Annotated in this window: 17 protein-coding genes; 8 read left to right on the forward strand and 9 right to left on the reverse strand. The window is 63.3% G+C overall.

The window, feature by feature from the left end; translation table 11 throughout:
- The 3 genes from AC2FMM_RS07700 to AC2FMM_RS07710 are packed head-to-tail and all read right to left on the reverse strand — an operon-like array spanning position 1 to position 3062.
- Entirely contained in the window at positions 1-894 is an 894-nt protein-coding gene (locus tag AC2FMM_RS07700; protein ID WP_496679991.1) for a carbohydrate ABC transporter permease, read from the reverse strand.
- On the reverse strand, positions 887-1759 hold the full coding sequence (locus tag AC2FMM_RS07705; RefSeq protein ID WP_496679993.1) for a carbohydrate ABC transporter permease: 873 nt from the start codon (positions 1757-1759) through the stop codon (positions 887-889). Before AC2FMM_RS07705 ends, AC2FMM_RS07700 begins: the two co-directional genes overlap by 8 nt.
- A 58-nt stretch (positions 1760-1817) precedes the next feature.
- Positions 1818-3062, reverse strand: coding sequence for an ABC transporter substrate-binding protein (locus AC2FMM_RS07710; RefSeq protein ID WP_496710856.1), 1245 nt, complete (start codon positions 3060-3062; stop codon positions 1818-1820).
- Between the two features lie 221 nt (positions 3063-3283).
- Here AC2FMM_RS07710 and AC2FMM_RS07715 point away from each other — a divergent pair, with 221 nt between their 5' ends.
- A complete protein-coding gene (locus tag AC2FMM_RS07715; protein ID WP_496679997.1) occupies positions 3284-4021 on the forward strand; it encodes a response regulator transcription factor in 738 nt (245 codons plus the stop codon).
- Complete coding sequence (locus AC2FMM_RS07720) at positions 4018-5457, forward strand: sensor histidine kinase (protein WP_496795126.1); 1440 nt, start codon at positions 4018-4020, stop codon at positions 5455-5457. The genes AC2FMM_RS07715 and AC2FMM_RS07720 overlap by 4 nt, the downstream gene beginning before the upstream one ends.
- Before the next feature lie 9 nt (positions 5458-5466).
- On the opposite strand, the gene fliP is transcribed toward AC2FMM_RS07720, so the two are convergent.
- From fliP to fliF, 4 genes are read right to left on the reverse strand one after another with little or no spacing between them, the layout of a single operon-like run.
- Positions 5467-6198 carry a flagellar type III secretion system pore protein FliP gene (gene fliP / locus AC2FMM_RS07725; RefSeq protein ID WP_496689651.1) on the reverse strand — a complete coding sequence of 244 codons (732 nt, stop codon included), beginning with the start codon at positions 6196-6198 and terminating at the stop codon, positions 5467-5469.
- Complete coding sequence (locus AC2FMM_RS07730; RefSeq protein WP_496795127.1) at positions 6195-6482, reverse strand: FliM/FliN family flagellar motor switch protein; 288 nt, start codon at positions 6480-6482, stop codon at positions 6195-6197. Before AC2FMM_RS07730 ends, fliP begins: the two co-directional genes overlap by 4 nt.
- Entirely contained in the window at positions 6475-7071 is a 597-nt protein-coding gene (locus AC2FMM_RS07735; RefSeq protein WP_496796240.1) for a FliH/SctL family protein, read from the reverse strand. The genes AC2FMM_RS07730 and AC2FMM_RS07735 overlap by 8 nt, the downstream gene beginning before the upstream one ends.
- Positions 7071-8663, reverse strand: a complete 1593-nt coding sequence (gene fliF, locus AC2FMM_RS07740; protein WP_496796241.1) for a flagellar basal-body MS-ring/collar protein FliF — start codon at positions 8661-8663, stop codon at positions 7071-7073. The genes AC2FMM_RS07735 and fliF overlap by 1 nt, the downstream gene beginning before the upstream one ends.
- A 119-nt stretch (positions 8664-8782) precedes the next feature.
- On the opposite strand from fliF, the gene AC2FMM_RS07745 reads away from it, so the two are divergent.
- The 6 genes from AC2FMM_RS07745 (at position 8783) to thpR (ending at position 14170) form a co-directional block, all read left to right on the forward strand.
- Positions 8783-9271 carry a flagellar basal body-associated FliL family protein gene (locus tag AC2FMM_RS07745; protein ID WP_496680006.1) on the forward strand — a complete coding sequence of 163 codons (489 nt, stop codon included), beginning with the start codon at positions 8783-8785 and terminating at the stop codon, positions 9269-9271.
- Between the two features lie 9 nt (positions 9272-9280).
- The gene (locus tag AC2FMM_RS07750) at positions 9281-9892 is read left to right on the forward strand and encodes a hypothetical protein (RefSeq protein ID WP_496680007.1); all 612 of its coding nucleotides are present in this window, start codon (positions 9281-9283) and stop codon (positions 9890-9892) included.
- Positions 9889-10467, forward strand: a complete 579-nt coding sequence (locus tag AC2FMM_RS07755; protein ID WP_496796242.1) for a MotE family protein — start codon at positions 9889-9891, stop codon at positions 10465-10467. Before AC2FMM_RS07750 ends, AC2FMM_RS07755 begins: the two co-directional genes overlap by 4 nt.
- 45 nt (positions 10468-10512) lie before the next feature.
- On the forward strand, positions 10513-11382 hold the full coding sequence (motA, locus tag AC2FMM_RS07760; protein WP_496689642.1) for a flagellar motor stator protein MotA: 870 nt from the start codon (positions 10513-10515) through the stop codon (positions 11380-11382).
- A complete protein-coding gene (locus AC2FMM_RS07765) occupies positions 11382-13529 on the forward strand; it encodes a hypothetical protein (protein ID WP_496796243.1) in 2148 nt (715 codons plus the stop codon). Before motA ends, AC2FMM_RS07765 begins: the two co-directional genes overlap by 1 nt.
- 125 nt (positions 13530-13654) lie before the next feature.
- Positions 13655-14170 carry an RNA 2',3'-cyclic phosphodiesterase gene (gene thpR, locus AC2FMM_RS07770; protein ID WP_496796244.1) on the forward strand — a complete coding sequence of 172 codons (516 nt, stop codon included), beginning with the start codon at positions 13655-13657 and terminating at the stop codon, positions 14168-14170.
- An 18-nt stretch (positions 14171-14188) separates the two neighbouring features.
- On the opposite strand, the gene AC2FMM_RS07775 is transcribed toward thpR, so the two are convergent.
- Both AC2FMM_RS07775 and AC2FMM_RS07780 read right to left on the reverse strand, forming a co-directional pair.
- Complete coding sequence (locus tag AC2FMM_RS07775) at positions 14189-15538, reverse strand: MmgE/PrpD family protein (RefSeq protein WP_496796245.1); 1350 nt, start codon at positions 15536-15538, stop codon at positions 14189-14191.
- On the reverse strand, positions 15535-17979 hold the full coding sequence (locus AC2FMM_RS07780) for a GcvT family protein (RefSeq protein WP_496796246.1): 2445 nt from the start codon (positions 17977-17979) through the stop codon (positions 15535-15537). Before AC2FMM_RS07780 ends, AC2FMM_RS07775 begins: the two co-directional genes overlap by 4 nt.
- Position 17980 lies beyond the last annotated feature (1 nt).

Genomic DNA, 17980 nt, shown 5'->3' on the forward strand with positions numbered 1-17980 from the left:
TTATCCCTTCACGGAACCGGCGGTCAGGCCGCGGATGAAATACTTGCCGGCAACGACATAGACGAGCAGCGTCGGCAACCCCGCGATGATCGCGGCTGCCATGTCGACGTTGTATTCTTTGACGCCGGTGGTTGAGTTGACGATGTTGTTGAGTGCCACGGTCACGGGCTGCGTGCCCGCTTGGCTGAACGAAACGCCGAACAGGAAGTCGTTCCAGATCTGGGTGAACTGCCAGATCACCGTCACCACTATGATGGGCAGCGACAGCGGCAGGAAGATCGACCAAAAGATCCGCAGGAACCCGGCCCCATCCACCCGCGCCGCCTTGGTCAGCTCGGCCGGAATGGTGACATAGTAATTGCGGAAAAACAGCGTGGTGAAGCCCAGCCCATAGATCACGTGGACGAAGATCAGGCCCGGAATGGTGCCCGCAAGCCCCATCAGCCCCAGCAGCCGCGCCATCGGCAGCAGCACAACCTGGAACGGGATGAAGCAGCCAAACAGCATCAGCGAAAAGATGATGTTGGCCCCGCGGAACCGCCACTGCGCCACGACATACCCGTTCAGCGCGCCCAGCAGGGTCGACAGGATCACCGCCGGCACCGCGATCAGCACCGAGTTCCAGAAATAGGGCCGCAACCCTTCGCACTGAATCCCAGTGCAGGCACTGGACCAGGCGGTTTTCCACGCCTCGAGCGTGACGTCGCGGGGCAGTGCGATCAGGCTGCCGGTGCGGATCTCCTCGAGGCTTTTCAGCGAGGTCGTGACCATCACGAACAGCGGCATCAGGTAATACAGCGCGAACAGGCCCAGCAGGACATACAGCAGCCAGCGCAGCGCGGTCTTGCCGGCCGTGCCCTGCGCACGGGTTCGGGGCATCGACAGATCAGTCATTTTTCGCCCTCAGTTCTGAGTAAAGGTAAGGAACCACGATCGCAAAGACGACCAGCATCATGATCATCGCCGACGCCGCCGCCTGGCCGATGTCGCCCCGCGAAAACGCCATGGCGTACATGTAGGTAGCCGGCAGATCGGTGGCATAGCCGGGGCCGCCGCCGGTCAGGGCGATGACCAGGTCAAAACTCTTGATTGCAAGGTGGGCTAGCACGATGAAGGCCGACAGGAAGATCGGCGCCATCGACGGGATGATGATTGCCGTGTAGATCCGCCAGGTGGGGATGCCGTCGACCTGCGCGGCCTTGATGATCTCGCCATCGACCGAGCGCAGCCCGGCCAGGAACAGCGCCATCACGAAGCCCGAGCTTTGCCAGACCGCCGCCATCACGATCGTATAAATCGCGAAATCGGGGTTCACCAGCCAGTCGAAGGTGAAGTTTTCAAACCCCCAGCCCCGAACGGTGGCTTCAATCCCCAGACCGGGGTTCAGGATCCATTTCCACGCGGTGCCGGTGACGATCATCGACAGCGCCATCGGGTACAGGTAGATCGTGCGGATGAACCCTTCGACGCGGATCTTCTGATCCAGCAGGATGGCCAGCGCCAGGCCCAGTACCATCGCGATCACGATGAACAGCGCGCCAAAGATGTACAGGTTGTTGATTGCCGTGTCCCAGCGGGGCGAGTCGAACAGGCGTTCGTATTGCACGAAGCCCTTGATCTCGTATTTCGGCAGCAGTTTCGAGCGGGTCAGCGATACCCAGGCCGTCCATCCGATGAAACCGTAGACAAAGATCAATACGGCAATGAACGAGGGTGCCAGCACCACCTTGGGCAGGTGGTTTTCCAGCCATTCCGACATTTGAGCCTCCGGGGAGAAAGGTGCCCTGCCCGCGCATGGGGGCAGGGCGGGTTGGAGATCAGTAGCTGTTGGCCACTGCGTCAGCCAGTTGTTGCACGGCCTCTTGCGAGGACATGTCCGAGTTGAAATGCGCGGTCACCACGTCGGTGATCGCACCGGCCTGTGACCCGCGCAGCGCCATGCCGTGGGCATAGGACGGCAGCAGCGAGCCGTTTTCGGACGAGGTCGCCATGTCTTCGGCCGAGATGTTGGCGCACATGTCGAATTTGTCCAGCGACACGTCGGTCCGGGCCGGGATCGACCCCTTGTTCAGGTTGAACACTTCCTGGAACTTGGGCGCGACGATCAGCTTGGCCAGCAATTCCTGCCCGGCGCGCTTGTCGTCACCTTCCACGTCAAACATCGCAAAGCTGTCTACGTTATACAGGTATCCGTCGCCGGGGGTCGAGGCGCACAGGAAATCCTTGCCCGGTTCCTTGCCTGCAGCCAGGAATTCGCCCTTGGCCCAGTCGCCCATGATCTGGAAGGCGGCCTCGCCGTTCATGACCATGGCGGTGGCCAGGTTCCAGTCGCGGCCCGAGAAGTTCTCGTCAACGAAACCACGCAGAGTGCGCATCTGGTCGAACACCTTGACCATCGTGTCCGAGGTCAGCGCCTCGGCGTCCAGCTCGACCAGCGCCTTGTTGTAGAACTCGGGGCCGCCAAGGCCCAGAACGACCGTTTCGAACACGGTCGCGTCCTGCCAGGCCTGACCGCCATGGGCCAGCGGGATCACACCCGCGGCCTGCAGCTTCTCGGCGGCGGCGTTGAATTCGTCCCAAGTGGTCGGCATCTCGATGCCATTGGCCGCCAGCACGTCGGCATTGGCCCAGATCCAGTCGACCCGGTGCACGTTCACCGGCGCTGCACACCAGGTGCCCTCGCACTTCATGTGCGCCGCGATCGAAGCGGGCAGAACCTTGTCCCAGCCCTCGGCCTCGGCCACGTTCGAGATGTCGGCCAGAACGCCTTCTTCGTACCATTCCTGGATCGCCGGGCCCTTAAGTTGAACCGCGGTCGGCGCGTTGCCGGCCAGAACCCGGGCGCGCAGCGCGGTCATTGCCGCGTCGCCGCCACCGCCCGCGACGGGCATGTCCGTCCAGGTGCCGCCATTGGCCGCGAATTCCTCCTGCAGAACGGCGACCGACTTGGCCTCGCCCCCCGATGTCCACCAGTGCAGAACTTCGGCCTGCGGCTCGGCCATGACCGAGGACGCGGCCAGAACGGCCAGCGACGACGCCGTGGCGAATGCAAAACGTTTCATGTTCGGTATCCTCCCAGAACCTATGTCATACCGCCGTTTGGGCGGCGATGCCGAATATTACCGGAAACAAACCGTCATCAGGCAACGGAAAATCTGGCCCGAACCCGGCGCCGGAGGCAATTTTTCCCGGCTTTTGTTACAGCATGTTACGTTGATCTTGAATCCGTTGCAGTCCGTTACAATTGAGGGCAGCGTCGTAGGGAAACTCAGGGAGGACGAACGTGAGCATTCCACGTTTGCTGGTTGTCGACGACGATCCGGAGATCCGGTCGATGCTGACCCAGTTCTTTCAGCAGAACGGGTTCATCGCCCTGCCGGCCGCAACCGAGGACCAGGTGCGTGCGCACCTGAAATCGGGCCGCATCGACCTGATCCTGCTGGACGTGATGCTGGGTGACGAGAACGGGGTCGAGATCTGTGCCCGCCTGCGCCGAGAACAGGACGTCCCGATCATCTTCGTGTCGGCCCTGTCGGCCGATCACCAGCGCATGGCCGGCTACGAAGTGGGCGCCGATGACTACATCGCCAAGCCGTTCAACCCGCAGCTGCTACTGGCGCGCGTGCGGGCGGTGATGCAGCGCGCGCGGCGCACGCCGTCTCTGGCCTATCGCCGGAGGATCCGTACGTTCCGCTTCGGCGGCTGGGTCTATGACGGAAAACGCGACGAGGTGCATGCCCCCGACGGCTATCAAGTGTCTCTTTCGCAGCGGGAAACCGCGCTGCTCAAGGTGCTGTTGGCCAATCCCCACATCCCCCTGACCCGCGACGAGATCGCCGCCGCGCTGGACGTGACCGGCAGCGGCGACAAGCCCGAGGCTCAGGGCCGCGCCATCGATGTTCTGGTCGGGCGTCTGCGCTCCAAGATCGAGGCCAACCCCAAGGATCCCCAGATGCTGCGCACCGCGCGCGGGGTGGGATACGTCTTTGCCTGCGACGTGGCCGTGGAAGACGAGGCATGACCCTGCGCCTGCGCAGTCTCGGCTGGGTCTGGGCCATCAGTGCCTTCGCCGCCGGGCTGCTGGCGGCCGGGCTGTGGTTTGCTTCGGCCCGCAACTGGGACCGTTACCTGACCCGGGCCTACGCGGCCGGGTTTGCCGTCTACGAGAATTTGCGTACCGGGCGCGGCGCCCTGCCTGACATCACGACCACGCCGCTGTCTCCGCAGGCCGCACGGCTGGCAGAGGCCGGCGAGTTCGAACAGCTGCCTGGCCTGCAGGAGCGGCGCTTCGTAACCAACCTGTCGATCCTGACCGACAGTTCCGCGCCGCTGGGTGGGCGCGAATTGACACTGGCCGTGATGTCCGACCGGCTGGTCTATCCGGTGTCCGACATCGTTTCAGGCAGCGATCAGACCGGTCCGCAGAAAATGGGAAACCTGACCCGGCTGCTGGCCACCTATTGCAGCGAACCGGTCCTGATCGCCCGGTACGGCCGCGGTGCTTGGCAGCAGGTGGACGGAACACGGGTCTGGGGGTGCGGTGCCGCGCCGACCGATCTGCGCTTGCCGGCGATCCTGGCGGCGGTCGTAGCCTTGGCCGCTATCCTCACATCGATCGGCAATGCCACCGACAGTTTCGCCCGCTTCGCACAGGCGCTGCGCGACCGGCGCCGGCATGGCGGTCCCCAAAGCTATGACATTGCCGGCCCGGCCGAGCTGCGCGACATCGTCTCGGCCGTGAACGACTATCTTCAGGATGAACGCGCACAGCTGGAAAAACGCGCCACGGTCCTGTCGGGGGTCAGCCACGATCTGGGCACCCCTGCCGCGCGGGTGCGGCTGCGCGCGGCCTTGATCCCCGACCCCGACCTGCGCGAAAAGCTGGAATCGGACGTCGACCAGATGACCGGGATGATCGAAAGCGTGCTGACCTATACCCGGTCGGAGTTGAGCGTCGAGGAACCGCGGCAGATCTCACTGACCTCGCTGGTCGAGTCGCTGGTGGCCGATTACCAGGACATGGACCTGCCGGTGAATCTGCAGCAGATCGCCCCGGTCGAAGTCGAAGGCGCCTCCTCTTTATTCATGTCCCGGCGCGGCCACGCCAGCCTGCCGGAGAGCCGGCGCATCCTGGTGATGGCCCGCCCGATCTCGCTGCGGCGGGCGCTGACCAACCTGATCGACAACGCGCTGAAATACGGTCGGCACGCCAGGGTTGCGCTGGAGACCGATGCCGAAACCGCCACGGTCATCGTCGAGGACAAGGGCACCGACCTGACGGTCACCGATATCGAGGCGCTGATGGCCCCTTTCCGGCGCGGGTCCAACACCGGCTCGTCGGACGGGTTCGGCCTTGGCCTGACCATCGTCGCGACCGTGGCCGAACAACACGGCGGCTCCCTGCGGTTCGAGGCCGGCGAACAGGGGTTGCGCGCCCGGTTCACGATCCTGAGGTGACGCTCCGCCTCACGAGTAGCTGCGCACCAGCGCTCCCGCGATCAACGACCACCCGTCGGCGATGACGAAGAACGCCAGCTTGAACGGAAGCGACACCGTAGCCGGGGGAACCATCATCATACCCATCGACATCAGCACCGCGGCTACCACCAGATCGATGATCAGGAACGGCAGGAAGATCAGGAACCCGATCTGAAACGCGCGGGCGATCTCGGACAGCATGAAGGACGGCATCAGCACCGACAGAGGCGCCTGCGGCGACAGCTCCAACGTTTCGCCATTCGGCCGCAGGGCAGCCATCGCCCGGAACGTATCGGCATCCAGCCGCGCGGCCATAAACTCGCGAAACGGCACCAGCGCACGCTCCAACGCAGGCTCGACGTCCATCGTTTCCTCGACCATCGGCCGGATTCCGGTGTCCCAGGCCTGGGTGAAAACCGGTTCCATGATGAAATAGGTCAGGAACATCGCCAGGCTGACGATCAGCATGTTGGGCGGCGACTGTTGCAGCCCGATCCCCTGCCGCAGAATTGCCAAAACCGTCACGAGAAACGGAAAACAGGTGACCATGATCGCCAGCCCGGGCGCCAGGCTGAGCACGGTGATCAGAAGAATCAACTGGATCGTGCGCGCCGATATCGAGCCGCCCTCGCCCAGAGACAGCGACAGCTCCTGGGCCGAAGCCAGTGCCGGCGCCAGCAACACCGCCGCGAGGATCAGCCAGAATCCGCCGCGCATCATCCCAGCCCGGTCTTGAAATCCGATATCTCGGTCAGGCGCACGGCAAGCTGGCCGGCATGCTCCCCCTCCATCTCTTCCAGCAGACCACGCGCAACCAGTTGATCGCCGACATACAGGTCGACCGGATCCTCGACACGTTTGTCCAGCGCCAGAACCGCGTTTTCGCCCATGTTCAGCAGGTCGCGAACCAACGGACGCGCCCGGCCGACCGAGACGGTCACTTCGATCGGCACCGTCTCGAACGGGTTGTATTTTTCCGGTTTGGGGGGCTGGTTTTCACTCATTTGACAAAGCCTCTTTTGCCTCGAATACATACGCGTTGAACGCTGCGGCGATCGCCTCCAACAGCGCCGCGCAATCGACCTCGGCTCGGGCCGTGCCGACCTGCAACCGCGCCTGTCCAGGCTGCAGTGCCGGGTCCTCGACCACCTTGGGTGCGGGGTCGATGCCGCCGGGCAACAGCGCCGAGACGTCCTCGGCCGCGCCCGGAGGCACGACCAGGTGCACCGGCTGGGCGACCTGTTCACGTGACAGTTCGCACAACTGTTCGACTACGCGCGCGGCAAAACCCTGATCGATGGCCTGCGGCAGAACCACCTGCACGAGCGACTGGAACATCGGCTCGAGCGACAAGGTCATGCGGGTCAACGCCTCGTGATAGCTGAAAGACAGGTCCGCGAAGGCGGCGCGCAACTCTTCGGTCAGGGCAGCCCGGCCCTGTCCCTGAGCCTGCAACGCGTCCTCCCAGCCGGCCCCGTATCCCTTTTCAAAGGCTGCGAACCGTTCTTCCTCCAACGCTTCCTCGTCCAGAAGGCGCATCGGGGCGCCTTCGGCCTGGGCGGTGAAATCCTCGAGCAGATGGGCTATCGACATCACACCTTCTCCTCGCTTTCCTCAAGCCAGCTGCGCAGGATTTCGACCGTTTCCTCCTGCTTGTCGCCGATCATGCTGCGCAGACGCGCGACCGCATCCTCGGACGTGGCTTGCGCAATTGCGGGGACCGCGCCTTGGTCGGCGGCCGGGGCAAGCGGCGCGAAATCCTGATCCTGGCCGTCGGCGATCTCGCCGACCAGATATTGGGCATCCGGTGCCGTCGACCGCTCGGCCGCCGGCGGCAATGCCGCGACCGGAGCGGTGGTCAGGATCGGACGGATCACGAACAGCCCCATCACCAGCGACACGATCGCCAATACCGCCATCTGGATCAACGACATCGTGTCCAGATGAATGTTCTGCCAGATCGAGGCCGTGGCCAGGGTTCCCTGCGGCTCCACCTGCGGCAATTCCATCGACTTGAGCGTGATCACGTCCCCGCGTTCGGCATCGAAGCCGACCGCCGAGGCCACCAGTTCGCGCAGGGCCTCAAGCTCGGTGTCGGGCATCGGATGGAACACCGACGCTCCCGACGCATCCACCGTGCGCGTGCCGTTTACCATGACCGCCACGGTCAGGCGCTTGATCGCCCCCGGGGCGCGATGCACTTCCAATTCGGTCTCGGACACCTCGTAGTTCACACGCTCGCGGGTCTGGGTCGCGGTCGAGTTCGATTCGTCCCCGCCGGCGGCATCGCCATCCGGCAGGTTCGACGCCACGGTGACGTCCGAAGACTGGTTGCGCGAGCTGTCCGAGCGTTCCTCGATATCGGTGCTGATGGCAACGCGGCCCTTGGGATCGAACCGCCGCTCGCGGATCGACTCGGTCTCGGTCACGGTATCGACGCTCACCTCGACCACGGCATTTCCGGGCCCGACACGCGCCTCGACTAGGCGCAACACCCGCTCGCGCAGCTGCTTGGCCTTGTCGTCGGCCGTATCGGCAGCGACCGTGGCCTCTTGCGGGCCGACGACCGCGCCGTTGGAATCGATCACCGCAACATCCTCGGGCGCCAATCCGGTCACCGCCGAGGCGACCAGGAATCGGATTGCCTTGGCCTGCTCGGCCGTCACCCGGGCGCCAGCCGGCACAAGATAGACCGAGGCCGTGGGGGCGACCGACCGCTGGAACGGGTTGGACGACCCGTTCGCGATATGCACCCGCGCCTGGCTGACATGGGGACTGCTGACGATGGTGCGGGCCAGTTCACCCTCTTTCGCGCGCCAATAGGCGGCGTCAAACATCTGCGACGTGGTGCCGAACCCGCTGAGCGAATCGAGCAGTTCATAGCCCCGATTGCCATTGGCCGGCAGGCCCTCGGACGCCAGCGTCATGCGCAGTTCATCCCGCTGGGAGGCTGGCACATAGATCGAACCGCCCCGGATCTCATATGCGACGCCGCGTTGATCCAGTGCGCGAACGATGTCGCCCGCCGCGCCGCTTTCCAGCCCGGCATACAACAGGGTCATCGATGGAGAAGTCACCAGCCGCGACATGGCCAGCACACTCAGGAATACCAGGATCGCGGCGCCCGCCACGATGATTTGCTTGCGCCTGTCCAAACTTGCCCAGACAGTTCCGATCTGCTGCACGCTCACCTCCGACTCGCCGACATTCTGTGCGGCTCGTCCCTTGTTTGGACGATTGCCCTTAACAATCGGTTAGTCCCTGCAGGGTTATGACGGTGTCCGAACGCAAGAATGAGGACGCCATGACGGACGCGACTGCAGAACAGGCAGAAGTCCCTGAAAAATCGGGTAAAGCAGGGCTGATCGTTGGGCTCGTGCTGGCCTTGGCTGGCGCTGCCGGCGGGTACTTTATGACCAGTTCAGGGCTGTTGCCGCTGGGCCGAGATTCGCATGAAGAAACGGCGGAAAAGTCCCCCGCCGGCCATGCGGCGCCGAACGTTCAGTTCATCGACCTGCCGGAGGTCATCGTTGCGGTAACCACCGGCGATTCGCGGCACCTGAAATTCCATGCTCAGCTCGAGGTCGAGGCCGGATATGCCTCGGAAGTCGAGGCGATGAAACCCCGAATCGTGGATGTCATGAACAGCTATCTGCGCGCAGTCGATCTGTCGGACCTCGAGGACTCGCTGGCGTTGGTGCGGATTCGCGGCCACTTGCTGCGGCGCATCGGCATGGTCGTGGGCGAGGGCCGGGTGCGTGACGTTCTGGTCATGGAATTCGTGTTGAACTAGGAGGCGAAATTGGAGCTGATTGCGGACATTCTTCTGGCGGCAGGCGCGCTTGGGGCGGGCTTGTACTGTTTCGTTCTGGCCCGGCGACTCAAGCGGTTCACCGACCTTGAGAAAGGGGTCGGCGGGGCGGTTTCCGTGCTGTCCGCCCAGGCGGAAGAGCTGAGAAAATCCCTGGACGCTGCGCGAGCGGCCTCGGATCAGTCTGGGCAGCGACTGCAAGGCCTGACCGAACGCGCGGAATCGGTTGCCAAACGGCTAGAGCTGATCATGGCCTCGATGCACGATGTGGTGCCCGCGACTGGCTCGGATACCGAAAAAAAGAACGAACCGCCGCAACCTGACGACCTGGTTCGACCTGACGAACCGCCCACGGCACCGGCCGAACCAGAATTCAACGAGTCCGAAGCGGGCGTAGCCGACGCAGGAAGCGGCGAAACAGAAAATGGTGCGAGCGCAGGTGAAGAGACAGCGAAAGACGCCTCGGGCGAAGGTGATACCGAGCCGAACGACGAGCCTGACGCAAGGGGCGGTTCGGAGAAGGGCGCCGAGGAGGCAAAGGCGATGCCCAAAGGCGTCCTGTTCTTCCGTCATACGACTCAACGCGGCGAGGCGCGACAATGACCTCCGCCCCGCAACACGCGCAACCGCGGGAGCGCGGAGGGGTATTGACCCTGATCTCCGCCTTGATGATCGGGTCCGCCGTCATCCGATTGGGGCTTGAGGCGGGGCCCGCCCTTGCCCGCGCACCCAAAGCTGCGGCCGAGCACCACGATCCACAACCCCAAGCCTCGGACTTGAACGCGCTTCTGGCCGAGCTGTCGCAACGGGAAACCGCGCTCCGACAGCGGGAGAACATGCTGCGCGAGAAGGAAAAGGTAGTCGAGATCGCGGAAAAGACGATCTCACAGCGCCTCGCCGATCTGCGTAAGGCCGAAGAGTCGCTGCGGGAAACTCTGGCCGTTGCCGACCAGGCGGCCGAGCGGGATCTGGCGCGTCTGACCGATGTCTACCAGAACATGAAGCCGAAGGATGCCGCAAAGTTGTTCGAAACGATGGACCCTGTATTCGCCGCGGGTTTCCTGGCGCGCATGCCCTCGGATACGGCCGCCGGCATCATGGCCGGGCTGAACCCTCAGGTGGCCTATACGATCAGTGTCGTCTTGGCAGGCCGCAATGCCAACGCACCTACGGAGTAGGCCGTTGCCCCACCACTCCAAATGTCGCCCTGTCGGAGAGCAAGCATGATTGGAATTCTTGGTATTGTCGTCATTTTCGCGATGGTTTTCGGCGGTTATCTTGCCGCCGGCGGCAAGATGGCCATCATCCTGAAATCCCTGCCTTTCGAGATGATGATGATCGGTGGGGCCGCTGTCGGCGCTTTCCTGATCAGCAACGACATGTCCGCGGTCAAGCATACGGTCAAGGATCTGGGAAAGGTGTTCAAGGGCCCAAAATGGAAACCCGAAGACTATCGGGACCTGTTGTGCCTTTTGTTTTCACTGATCCGGCTGGCCCGGTCCAACCCGGTCGAGGTCGAGGGGCATATCGAGGATCCGGAAAACTCCTCTCTGTTCGCGGCGTATCCCAAGATTCAGGCCGACAAGGAAGCCGTCGACCTGATCTGCGACACCTTGCGGTCTGCGGCGATGAACTATGATGACCCGCACCAGGTCGAAGAGGTTCTGGAGAAACGCATGGAAGCCAATTTTCAACATGCCATGCATTCCAGCCACGCTCTTCAGACGGTTGCCGACGGCCTGCCGGCCTTGGGAATCGTTGCTGCGGTTCTGGGTGTGATCAAGACCATGGGGTCGATCGACCAGCCGCCGGAGGTTCTGGGCAAGTTGATCGGGGGCGCATTGGTCGGGACCTTCCTGGGGGTGTTTTTGGCTTATGGCCTAGTCGGCCCGTTCGCCGGAAAGCTGAAAGCGGTCGTCGAGGAAGACAACCATTTCTACCAACTGATCAAGGAAGTTCTGGTCGCCAACCTTCACAACCACAACGCGGCGATGTGTATCGAGGTCGGACGGCAGAACACGCCGACCCACAACCGGCCGAATTTCACCGAACTGGAAGAAGCGCTAAAGGAAATCAAGCAGGCGGCGGCATGATGCGAAGGCTGGCTCTGGTATTTGCTTTTCTGGGGGCCGCGACCGGAGGAGCAGCGGCGCAAACCACCATTCCGGTGCGATCGGGCGAACATGACGGCTATACCCGGCTGGTCGTGCAGGTTCCGAGCGGAACCTCCTGGCGGCTGACACATCGCAAGAAGGGGGCCACCCTTTCGCTGGCCCTGACCGACGTGGTGTTCGACATGAAATCGGTATTTACACGCCTGTCGGGCAACCGGCTTTCGGGCCTCACGCAAGCGCAGCCGGGCGCGCCGCTGGAAATGGAATTCGGCTGCGAATGTGCGGCAACCGCTTTTCTGTTCAAGGACACGATGGTCGTGGTGGACATCGCTCCGGGGAAGGCGCTGCCCTTGCCCGATCTCGATATCCCGCCACCGGTTCTTCCCCGCGTGGACCAGGCGACACCGGCCAAAGACCTGCCTTTGAGCCATCTGGCCGAACCTTTACTGCGCCTGAGCCGGCAAGACATCGAAGACCGTCTAGCCACCCGCTTCCTGCAGAGTGCCGACCGCGAGATCGTCGATCTCGACCTGTCGGGCGTCGGGCCGCGCGCCTCGACGCCGCCTCCGCCGACTTTGCTTGGGTCCGACCTGTCACCAAACCTGGCGATAACCTCGGTTTTGGACGAGTTGGGCTTCATGGCGAATTTGCCATTGCCAATTCTGGAACCTGGGCCGGCCTGCATCTCGGACGCCGCATTGGACTTCGAGTCCTGGACAGATGGCCGTCCGTTCCATCAGCAGGTGGCAGACCTACGCCGCGCCCTGTTCCAAGAGTTCGATCGCATCGATCCAGACGCCGTGATCAGGCTTGCCGAGGTCCTGACCTATTTCGGCTTCGGAGCCGAAGCGGTACAAACGTTGGGCCTGCTCTCCCAGGTTCCCGAGGAAGCAGAGTGGGTTGCCGGCATTGCGACGGTCATCGATGCGCTTCCATCCGACGGGCCGCCACCATTCGAGGGGTTGCAACGTTGTGACGGTGCAATAGCGCTTTGGGCCGCGCTCGCCCAAGGAGAGTTGCAGCCCGAGGCTCGGCCGGAAACAGTCGAGCAATCGTTCCAACGGTTGCCCGAACATCTGCGGCGCCATCTTGGTCCCAGATTGGCGCAGGTCTTCACGAAGGCCGAAGAACTGGAGGCTGCCCGCAGGATTCTGCGCTCGGTGGAGCGCATCGAGCCAGAAGTCAGCGCCGAAACCAACTTGGCAAAGGCCCAAGTCGCCTCAGCCGCGGAAGACGCGCAAAGCAGCAGAACGTTGCTGAGCAGGGTGATCGAGGATCCCAAGGCGCGGGTCGAAGCTCCGTTGGCTCTGGCAAGGCTGATCGAGCAGCAATGGGCCGACCGTGGCGCGATCACCCAAAGACAGCTGGACCTTGCCGGGGCCTATGCCGTTGAACTGAAGAACTCGGAACTCGGGCCCGTCATGGCTCGCAGCCATGCCGTAGCGCTGAGCCTGTTCAACGAGTTTGAACCGGCATTCCGGCTTTCCTCGGCTCATGTGGGGGACGCCGATTGGGATGGCACTCAGAACCGTATCCTGCAGTTGATGGCAGAACGGGCGGATGACGGTACTTTCGTCCGCATGACCTTCGCGATGGATCCGTCGCTGGTTCAACGCCTCAGCACCGACACCGCCCTGGCCCTGGCCGAGCGATATGCCGATCTGGGTTTTTCCTCGCAAGTCCGGCGGCTGGTCGACAAAGGGCAAGACCGGACCCGCCAGCGCGACCGAGCATGGCTGCGCGCCCGCGTCGCGATGATGGAAGGCCAGCCGCGACAGGCGCTGGAAGAACTGGCAGACGACCGATCCGAGCGGACCCAGCGTCTGCGGGCCGCGGCACTGACCGAGCTGGGCGAATTTGAGGAAGCCGCAGGGATCCTGACCGAGTTGGGAGAGGATGTCGAGGCCGCCCGGCTGTCGTGGTTTGCGGGTTCGCCAAGGGCGCAGATCAACCTTTCGGACGGTCGAGTGGGCCGGTTGATGGCCTTGAGCGCTGAACTGGATAACGCGGCGGAACGGTCACCGGAATCGCCCTTGAAGGACGCGCGGGAACTGTTGGAGACCAGCACCGGAACGCGCGAAAAAATCCGAGATCTGCTGGCTCTTGTCGAAACGGACGCAGAATGACGACCTTGAACCGACCATGGGCGTCGCGCCGAGGCTTGCAAAGTTCGTCCGCCAGCTCAAGATGGGCTGACCGAAATACAAACCCATGAGACAGGCCCCGAACCGGCCTGTCAGGTCTGGACGAAATGCGCAGTTTTCTGGCCATTCCCGCAACGCCGGATCTGGTGCGGTTCTGCCGCGTCCTACAATCCGGCTTTTCCGGAGGTCGCCCGGTTGTGGCAGAGAATCTGCATGTCACACTGGCTTTTCTGGGGGACACGCCGGAAGAACAACTTTCCGTTCTGCATGTCGAATTGGAGCGCGTTCAGCACCCTGCCTATTGCATCCGGTTCGACGGTTTGGGAATGTTTGGAAACACCATACACTTGGCCGTTGCGAAAAACCCGTCCTTGCAGGAATTGCAGACGAAAACTCTGCAACTGGCGCGAAGGGCGGGCATCGACGTACCGCGGCGCAGATTTCGGCCGCACATCACCATCCAGCGCGGCGCGAATCCGGCTCTGCTCAAGGGTTTTTCCGGGTTCTTGCCGGATGCGCCAGACATGCCGGTAGACCGGTTCGCGCTTTTCTCCTCGACCCTGACTCCGCAGGGATCGCGGTATGATCGGCTTGCCGACTATCCCCTGCTGCCCGACACCTGACATCGGGCGGGGCGGGCGTTACCGGTCAAGGCCCGGGTAGAGAAAGCTGGCAACTCGGTCGAACAGCGCATCGGGGTCGACCAGGTCGAGAACAGCCTCGGCCAGCGTCTTGGCATCGCCCCCCATCTGCGGCGTCGCGAATTCCAGGAATTTGCCAATGACATCCTGGCGCGACATCGGCGCTTCGGGGCCACCCCGGGCATGCGTGTCCCCCGAGTGCAACAACCGGCCGTCGCGTGTCGTGACCGAGACGTCCGCCCAGCGTCCGGCTGGAAACCGGGCCGAGTGCCGATCGCATGTTCGAACCGAAATTCGTGACATGAACCCGACCACGTCCGTGTCAGCTAGCCCCGACCCCATCAAGTGTTCCACTCCGATCCGGCCGTGCACCGCTTGCACCGCAACGGCGAAGGGCAGCGAGTACTGAGCCTGAGACGTCGTCTGCGGCACGCCGGAAAACAGCTGGCATGCCTCATGAAAGGTATTGATATCAACATGGGCGATCCGGTCATGGGTCAGACCGTGCGTGTGCATCACCGTGCGCAGCCCGTCTATGGCGGCATGGGCCCAGCGGCAGATCGGATAGGGTTTCACATATTGATGTTCCATCTGCCAAAACGTGCCGAGGTCCTGCCAATAGGGTGCGGCGCGGTCCTCCTCGATGGTGATGGCAGGGGCGCCGGTAAAGCCGCGCTCGGCCAGAATTGCCGCCGACATTCCCACCAGCGCGCCCCAGCCCGAGCCGTCATGCAGCATGGTTGGGTTGGCGATCTCGCGCATCATCTGGCTGCGGGGGCCGTGATATTCGGCAATGCCAAGGCCTTGGCGCAACTGGTCGGATGAATGGCCCCGCAAGCGGGCCGCCATCGCCGCGACGCCCAGTGCGTTCCACGCCCCCGAGGTGTGATAGTCACTGACGGTGGCGTGCAACGTGATACCCGCGCGGCCCGCGATTTCGTAGCCGGTGATGACGGCCGCCAAGGCATCGGGTCCGGACAGGTCAGGGCAGTGCTCGGCCAATGCGCACAGCGCGGGTATTGCCACGACACCGATATGCCCCTTGGTCGGGTTGTAGCCGTCGTGCCCGTCGAGATTGTCAGTCTGCGTGGCGGCCGCGTAAGCTGCACCCGCCAGACTGACCCGGCGCCCATCGCACAGCATCCGCGCCGAGAACGCATGATCGGTCGTTCCGTACAGCAATGCCGCAGTGTCGCGGGCGATAACACCGGCCTCCATCGGGGTCGAGGCAATCACGATGCCCAAAGTATCCAGCAGCATCAGGGCCGCCGCTTCGCGCGCGCTGTCGGGCATTTTATCCGCCGGGCGGTTTAGAACAAACTCGGCAACGCGGGCAAAGGTTTCGGTCACTTGGCGCCCTCCATCACCGGTTTTTGGTCACGCAATCGCAAGCCCTTGGGGTCGAACGGAGGCGCATGCAAGATCCGTGCCCTGTGCGGCTTGCCCAGGATGAAGACATACACCTCGTCACCCGGCTGGGCGACATCAGGGTTGGCGTATCCGATGGCCAGCGACTTGCCGACCGTGTAGCCATAGGCACCCGAGGTGACGCGCCCGACGGGCGTACCATCTGGGGTAAAGATCGGCTCGCCCCCGCTGGCATCGGCATCGTGCGTGATATTGACCTCGAAAATCGACAACACCTCGCGCGCGGGATTGTCCTTGATCGCCAGCCAGGCCGCCTTGTGCAGGAAATCCTTGTCTGGCTTGATCAACCCATCCAGACCGACCTCGTGCGGCCAGTACTCCTGAGAATACTCACGACCCCACGAGCCATAACCCTTTTCGATCCGCAATGCGCCCAGAGCCCGGCTGCCGACCGGCCCACCACCGCAGGCATGGGCCGCGTCCAGAAGCGCAGTATAGAGTCTGACTTGGTCGCTTTCGGCGCAGTGCAGCTCCCACCCCAGATCGCCGGTAAAGCTGACGCGGATCGCCAGGCAAGTGACCCCGGCAACCTCGATCGTGGCCGTGCGCATGAAGCGGAACGCCTCATTCGACAGGTCGGCGTTGGTCAGCCGTTGCAAGGCCTCGCGCGATTTCGGGCCAGCGACGTTGAAGCCTGCGATGCGGTTGGTGGCGACTTCGAAGGTGGTGCCCTCGGGCAGGTCCACCATGTTGAAGAACCGCTGATGATAGCGTTCGGCCATGCCCGAGCCGATCATCATGTATTCGTCCTCGGCGGTCTTGGTGATGGTGAAATCCCCCGCCACGCCACCGCGCACCGAGATCATCGGGGTCAGGCACGAACGTCCCACCTCGGTCGGAACTCGGTTGGCCACCAGCCGGTCGAGCCAGTCATGCGCGCCCGGCCCCTTGATGACGTAGTTGGCAAAGTTCGAGATGTCGATCACGCCCACGCTTTCACGCAGCATCCGGGCCTCCTGGCCCACCGGTTCGAACCAGTTTTGGCGGGTGAAGCCGGTGGTCTCGACCGTTCCGGGCCGGTCGGCGAACCACAGCGGGTGTTCCCAGCCGCAGTTGAGGCCGAAGACCGCGCCCATCTGGTTCTGCATCTCATAGGCAGGGCGCACACGAGCGGGGCGGCCGGCACTGCGTTCTTCGTTCGGGAAGTGGATGGCAAAGCGGTGGGAATATTGGTCCGCGACCCGCGCCTTGGTGAAGTTCTTGTCGGCCCAGTCGCCGAACCGCGCCAGATCCCAGGCGAACATGTCGTATTGCGGCTCGCCCTCGATCATCCATTGCGCGGCCAAGAGGCCCAGCCCACCCGATTGCGAGAATCCGGGGATAATACCGGTGCAGCAGAAATAGTTGCGCAGCTCGGGCACCGGCCCCCAGATGGCGTTGGAGTCCGGCGACCAGATCATCGGGCCGTTGATCACCCGTTTCACGCCTGCGGTCGCAGCCACCGGCACACGCTCGGTCGCGCGGATCACGTTCTCCATGATCCGGTCCAGATCGTCGGGAAACAGGTCATGGGCGAAATCCAGGGGCGTGCCGTCCTCGGCCCAGAACCGCATGTCTTTCTCATAGGCGCCGATCAGCAACCCGTTGCCTTCCTGCCGGAAGTAATATTCGCCGTCGCGGTCGGCGATCGAGGGCAGCCGGCGGCCAAGGGCTGCCACCTCGTCAATCGCTTCGGTCACGAAATACTGGTGTTCGGTCGGTTGCAGCGGCAGTTCCAGCCCGGCCAGCGCGGCCACTTCGCGCCCCCACAACCCGGCTGCGTTGACCACCCATTGCGTGTGGATGTCGCCCTTTTCCGTGCGCACGATCCACGAGCCGTCAGGCTGCTGTTCAGTCCCTATTACAGGGCAAAACCGCTGAATCTCGGCCCCCAGCGCGCGCGCTCCGGCGGCATAGGCATGGGTTACGCCCGAGGGGTCCACGTTGCCGCCGTCAGGTTCGTACATGATGCAACGGATGTCGTCGAACTGCGCCAGTGGGTGCAGCTCCATCGCCTGTTCGCGGCTGATCTCATAAAAGTTCAAGCCGTAGAACCGCGCCTTGGCCTCTTGCAGGCGCAGCTGGTGCTCGCGCGCTTCGGTCTGGGCGAGATACAGCGAGCCCGGCTGGAACACGCCGCAGCCCTGCCCGGTTTCCTTTTCCAGCTGCTTGTACAGGTTCATCGTGTAGTGCTGGATGCGGGTGACGTTGTTGTTGTCGTGCAGCCCGTGGATGTTGGCCGCCGCGTGCCACGTTGAACCGCTGGTCAGCTCGTCCCGTTCCAGCAGGATCACGTCGGTCCAGCCCAGCTTGGCAAGATGGTAGAGGATCGAACAACCGACAAGGCCCCCTCCGATCACGACGGCCTGTGCATGGGTTCTCATT

The organism is Ruegeria sp. BHSC043 (assembly GCF_059612985.1).

Excerpts from the sequence above, each read along its gene's own strand:
- AC2FMM_RS07700 (WP_496679991.1), bottom strand. The coding sequence starts at position 894 with ATGACTGATCTGTCGATGCCCCGAACCCGTGCGCAGGGCACGGCCGGC.
- AC2FMM_RS07705 (WP_496679993.1), bottom strand. The coding sequence starts at position 1,759 with ATGTCGGAATGGCTGGAAAACCACCTGCCCAAGGTGGTGCTGGCACCC.
- AC2FMM_RS07710 (WP_496710856.1), bottom strand. The coding sequence starts at position 3,062 with ATGAAACGTTTTGCATTCGCCACGGCGTCGTCGCTGGCCGTTCTGGCC.
- AC2FMM_RS07720 (WP_496795126.1), top strand. The coding sequence starts at position 4,018 with ATGACCCTGCGCCTGCGCAGTCTCGGCTGGGTCTGGGCCATCAGTGCC.
- fliP (WP_496689651.1), bottom strand. The coding sequence starts at position 6,198 with ATGATGCGCGGCGGATTCTGGCTGATCCTCGCGGCGGTGTTGCTGGCG.
- AC2FMM_RS07730 (WP_496795127.1), bottom strand. The coding sequence starts at position 6,482 with ATGAGTGAAAACCAGCCCCCCAAACCGGAAAAATACAACCCGTTCGAG.
- AC2FMM_RS07735 (WP_496796240.1), bottom strand. The coding sequence starts at position 7,071 with ATGTCGATAGCCCATCTGCTCGAGGATTTCACCGCCCAGGCCGAAGGC.
- AC2FMM_RS07745 (WP_496680006.1), top strand. The coding sequence starts at position 8,783 with ATGACGGACGCGACTGCAGAACAGGCAGAAGTCCCTGAAAAATCGGGT.
- AC2FMM_RS07755 (WP_496796242.1), top strand. The coding sequence starts at position 9,889 with ATGACCTCCGCCCCGCAACACGCGCAACCGCGGGAGCGCGGAGGGGTA.
- motA (WP_496689642.1), top strand. The coding sequence starts at position 10,513 with ATGATTGGAATTCTTGGTATTGTCGTCATTTTCGCGATGGTTTTCGGC.
- AC2FMM_RS07765 (WP_496796243.1), top strand. The coding sequence starts at position 11,382 with ATGCGAAGGCTGGCTCTGGTATTTGCTTTTCTGGGGGCCGCGACCGGA.
- thpR (WP_496796244.1), top strand. The coding sequence starts at position 13,655 with ATGCGCAGTTTTCTGGCCATTCCCGCAACGCCGGATCTGGTGCGGTTC.
- AC2FMM_RS07780 (WP_496796246.1), bottom strand. The coding sequence starts at position 17,979 with ATGAGAACCCATGCACAGGCCGTCGTGATCGGAGGGGGCCTTGTCGGT.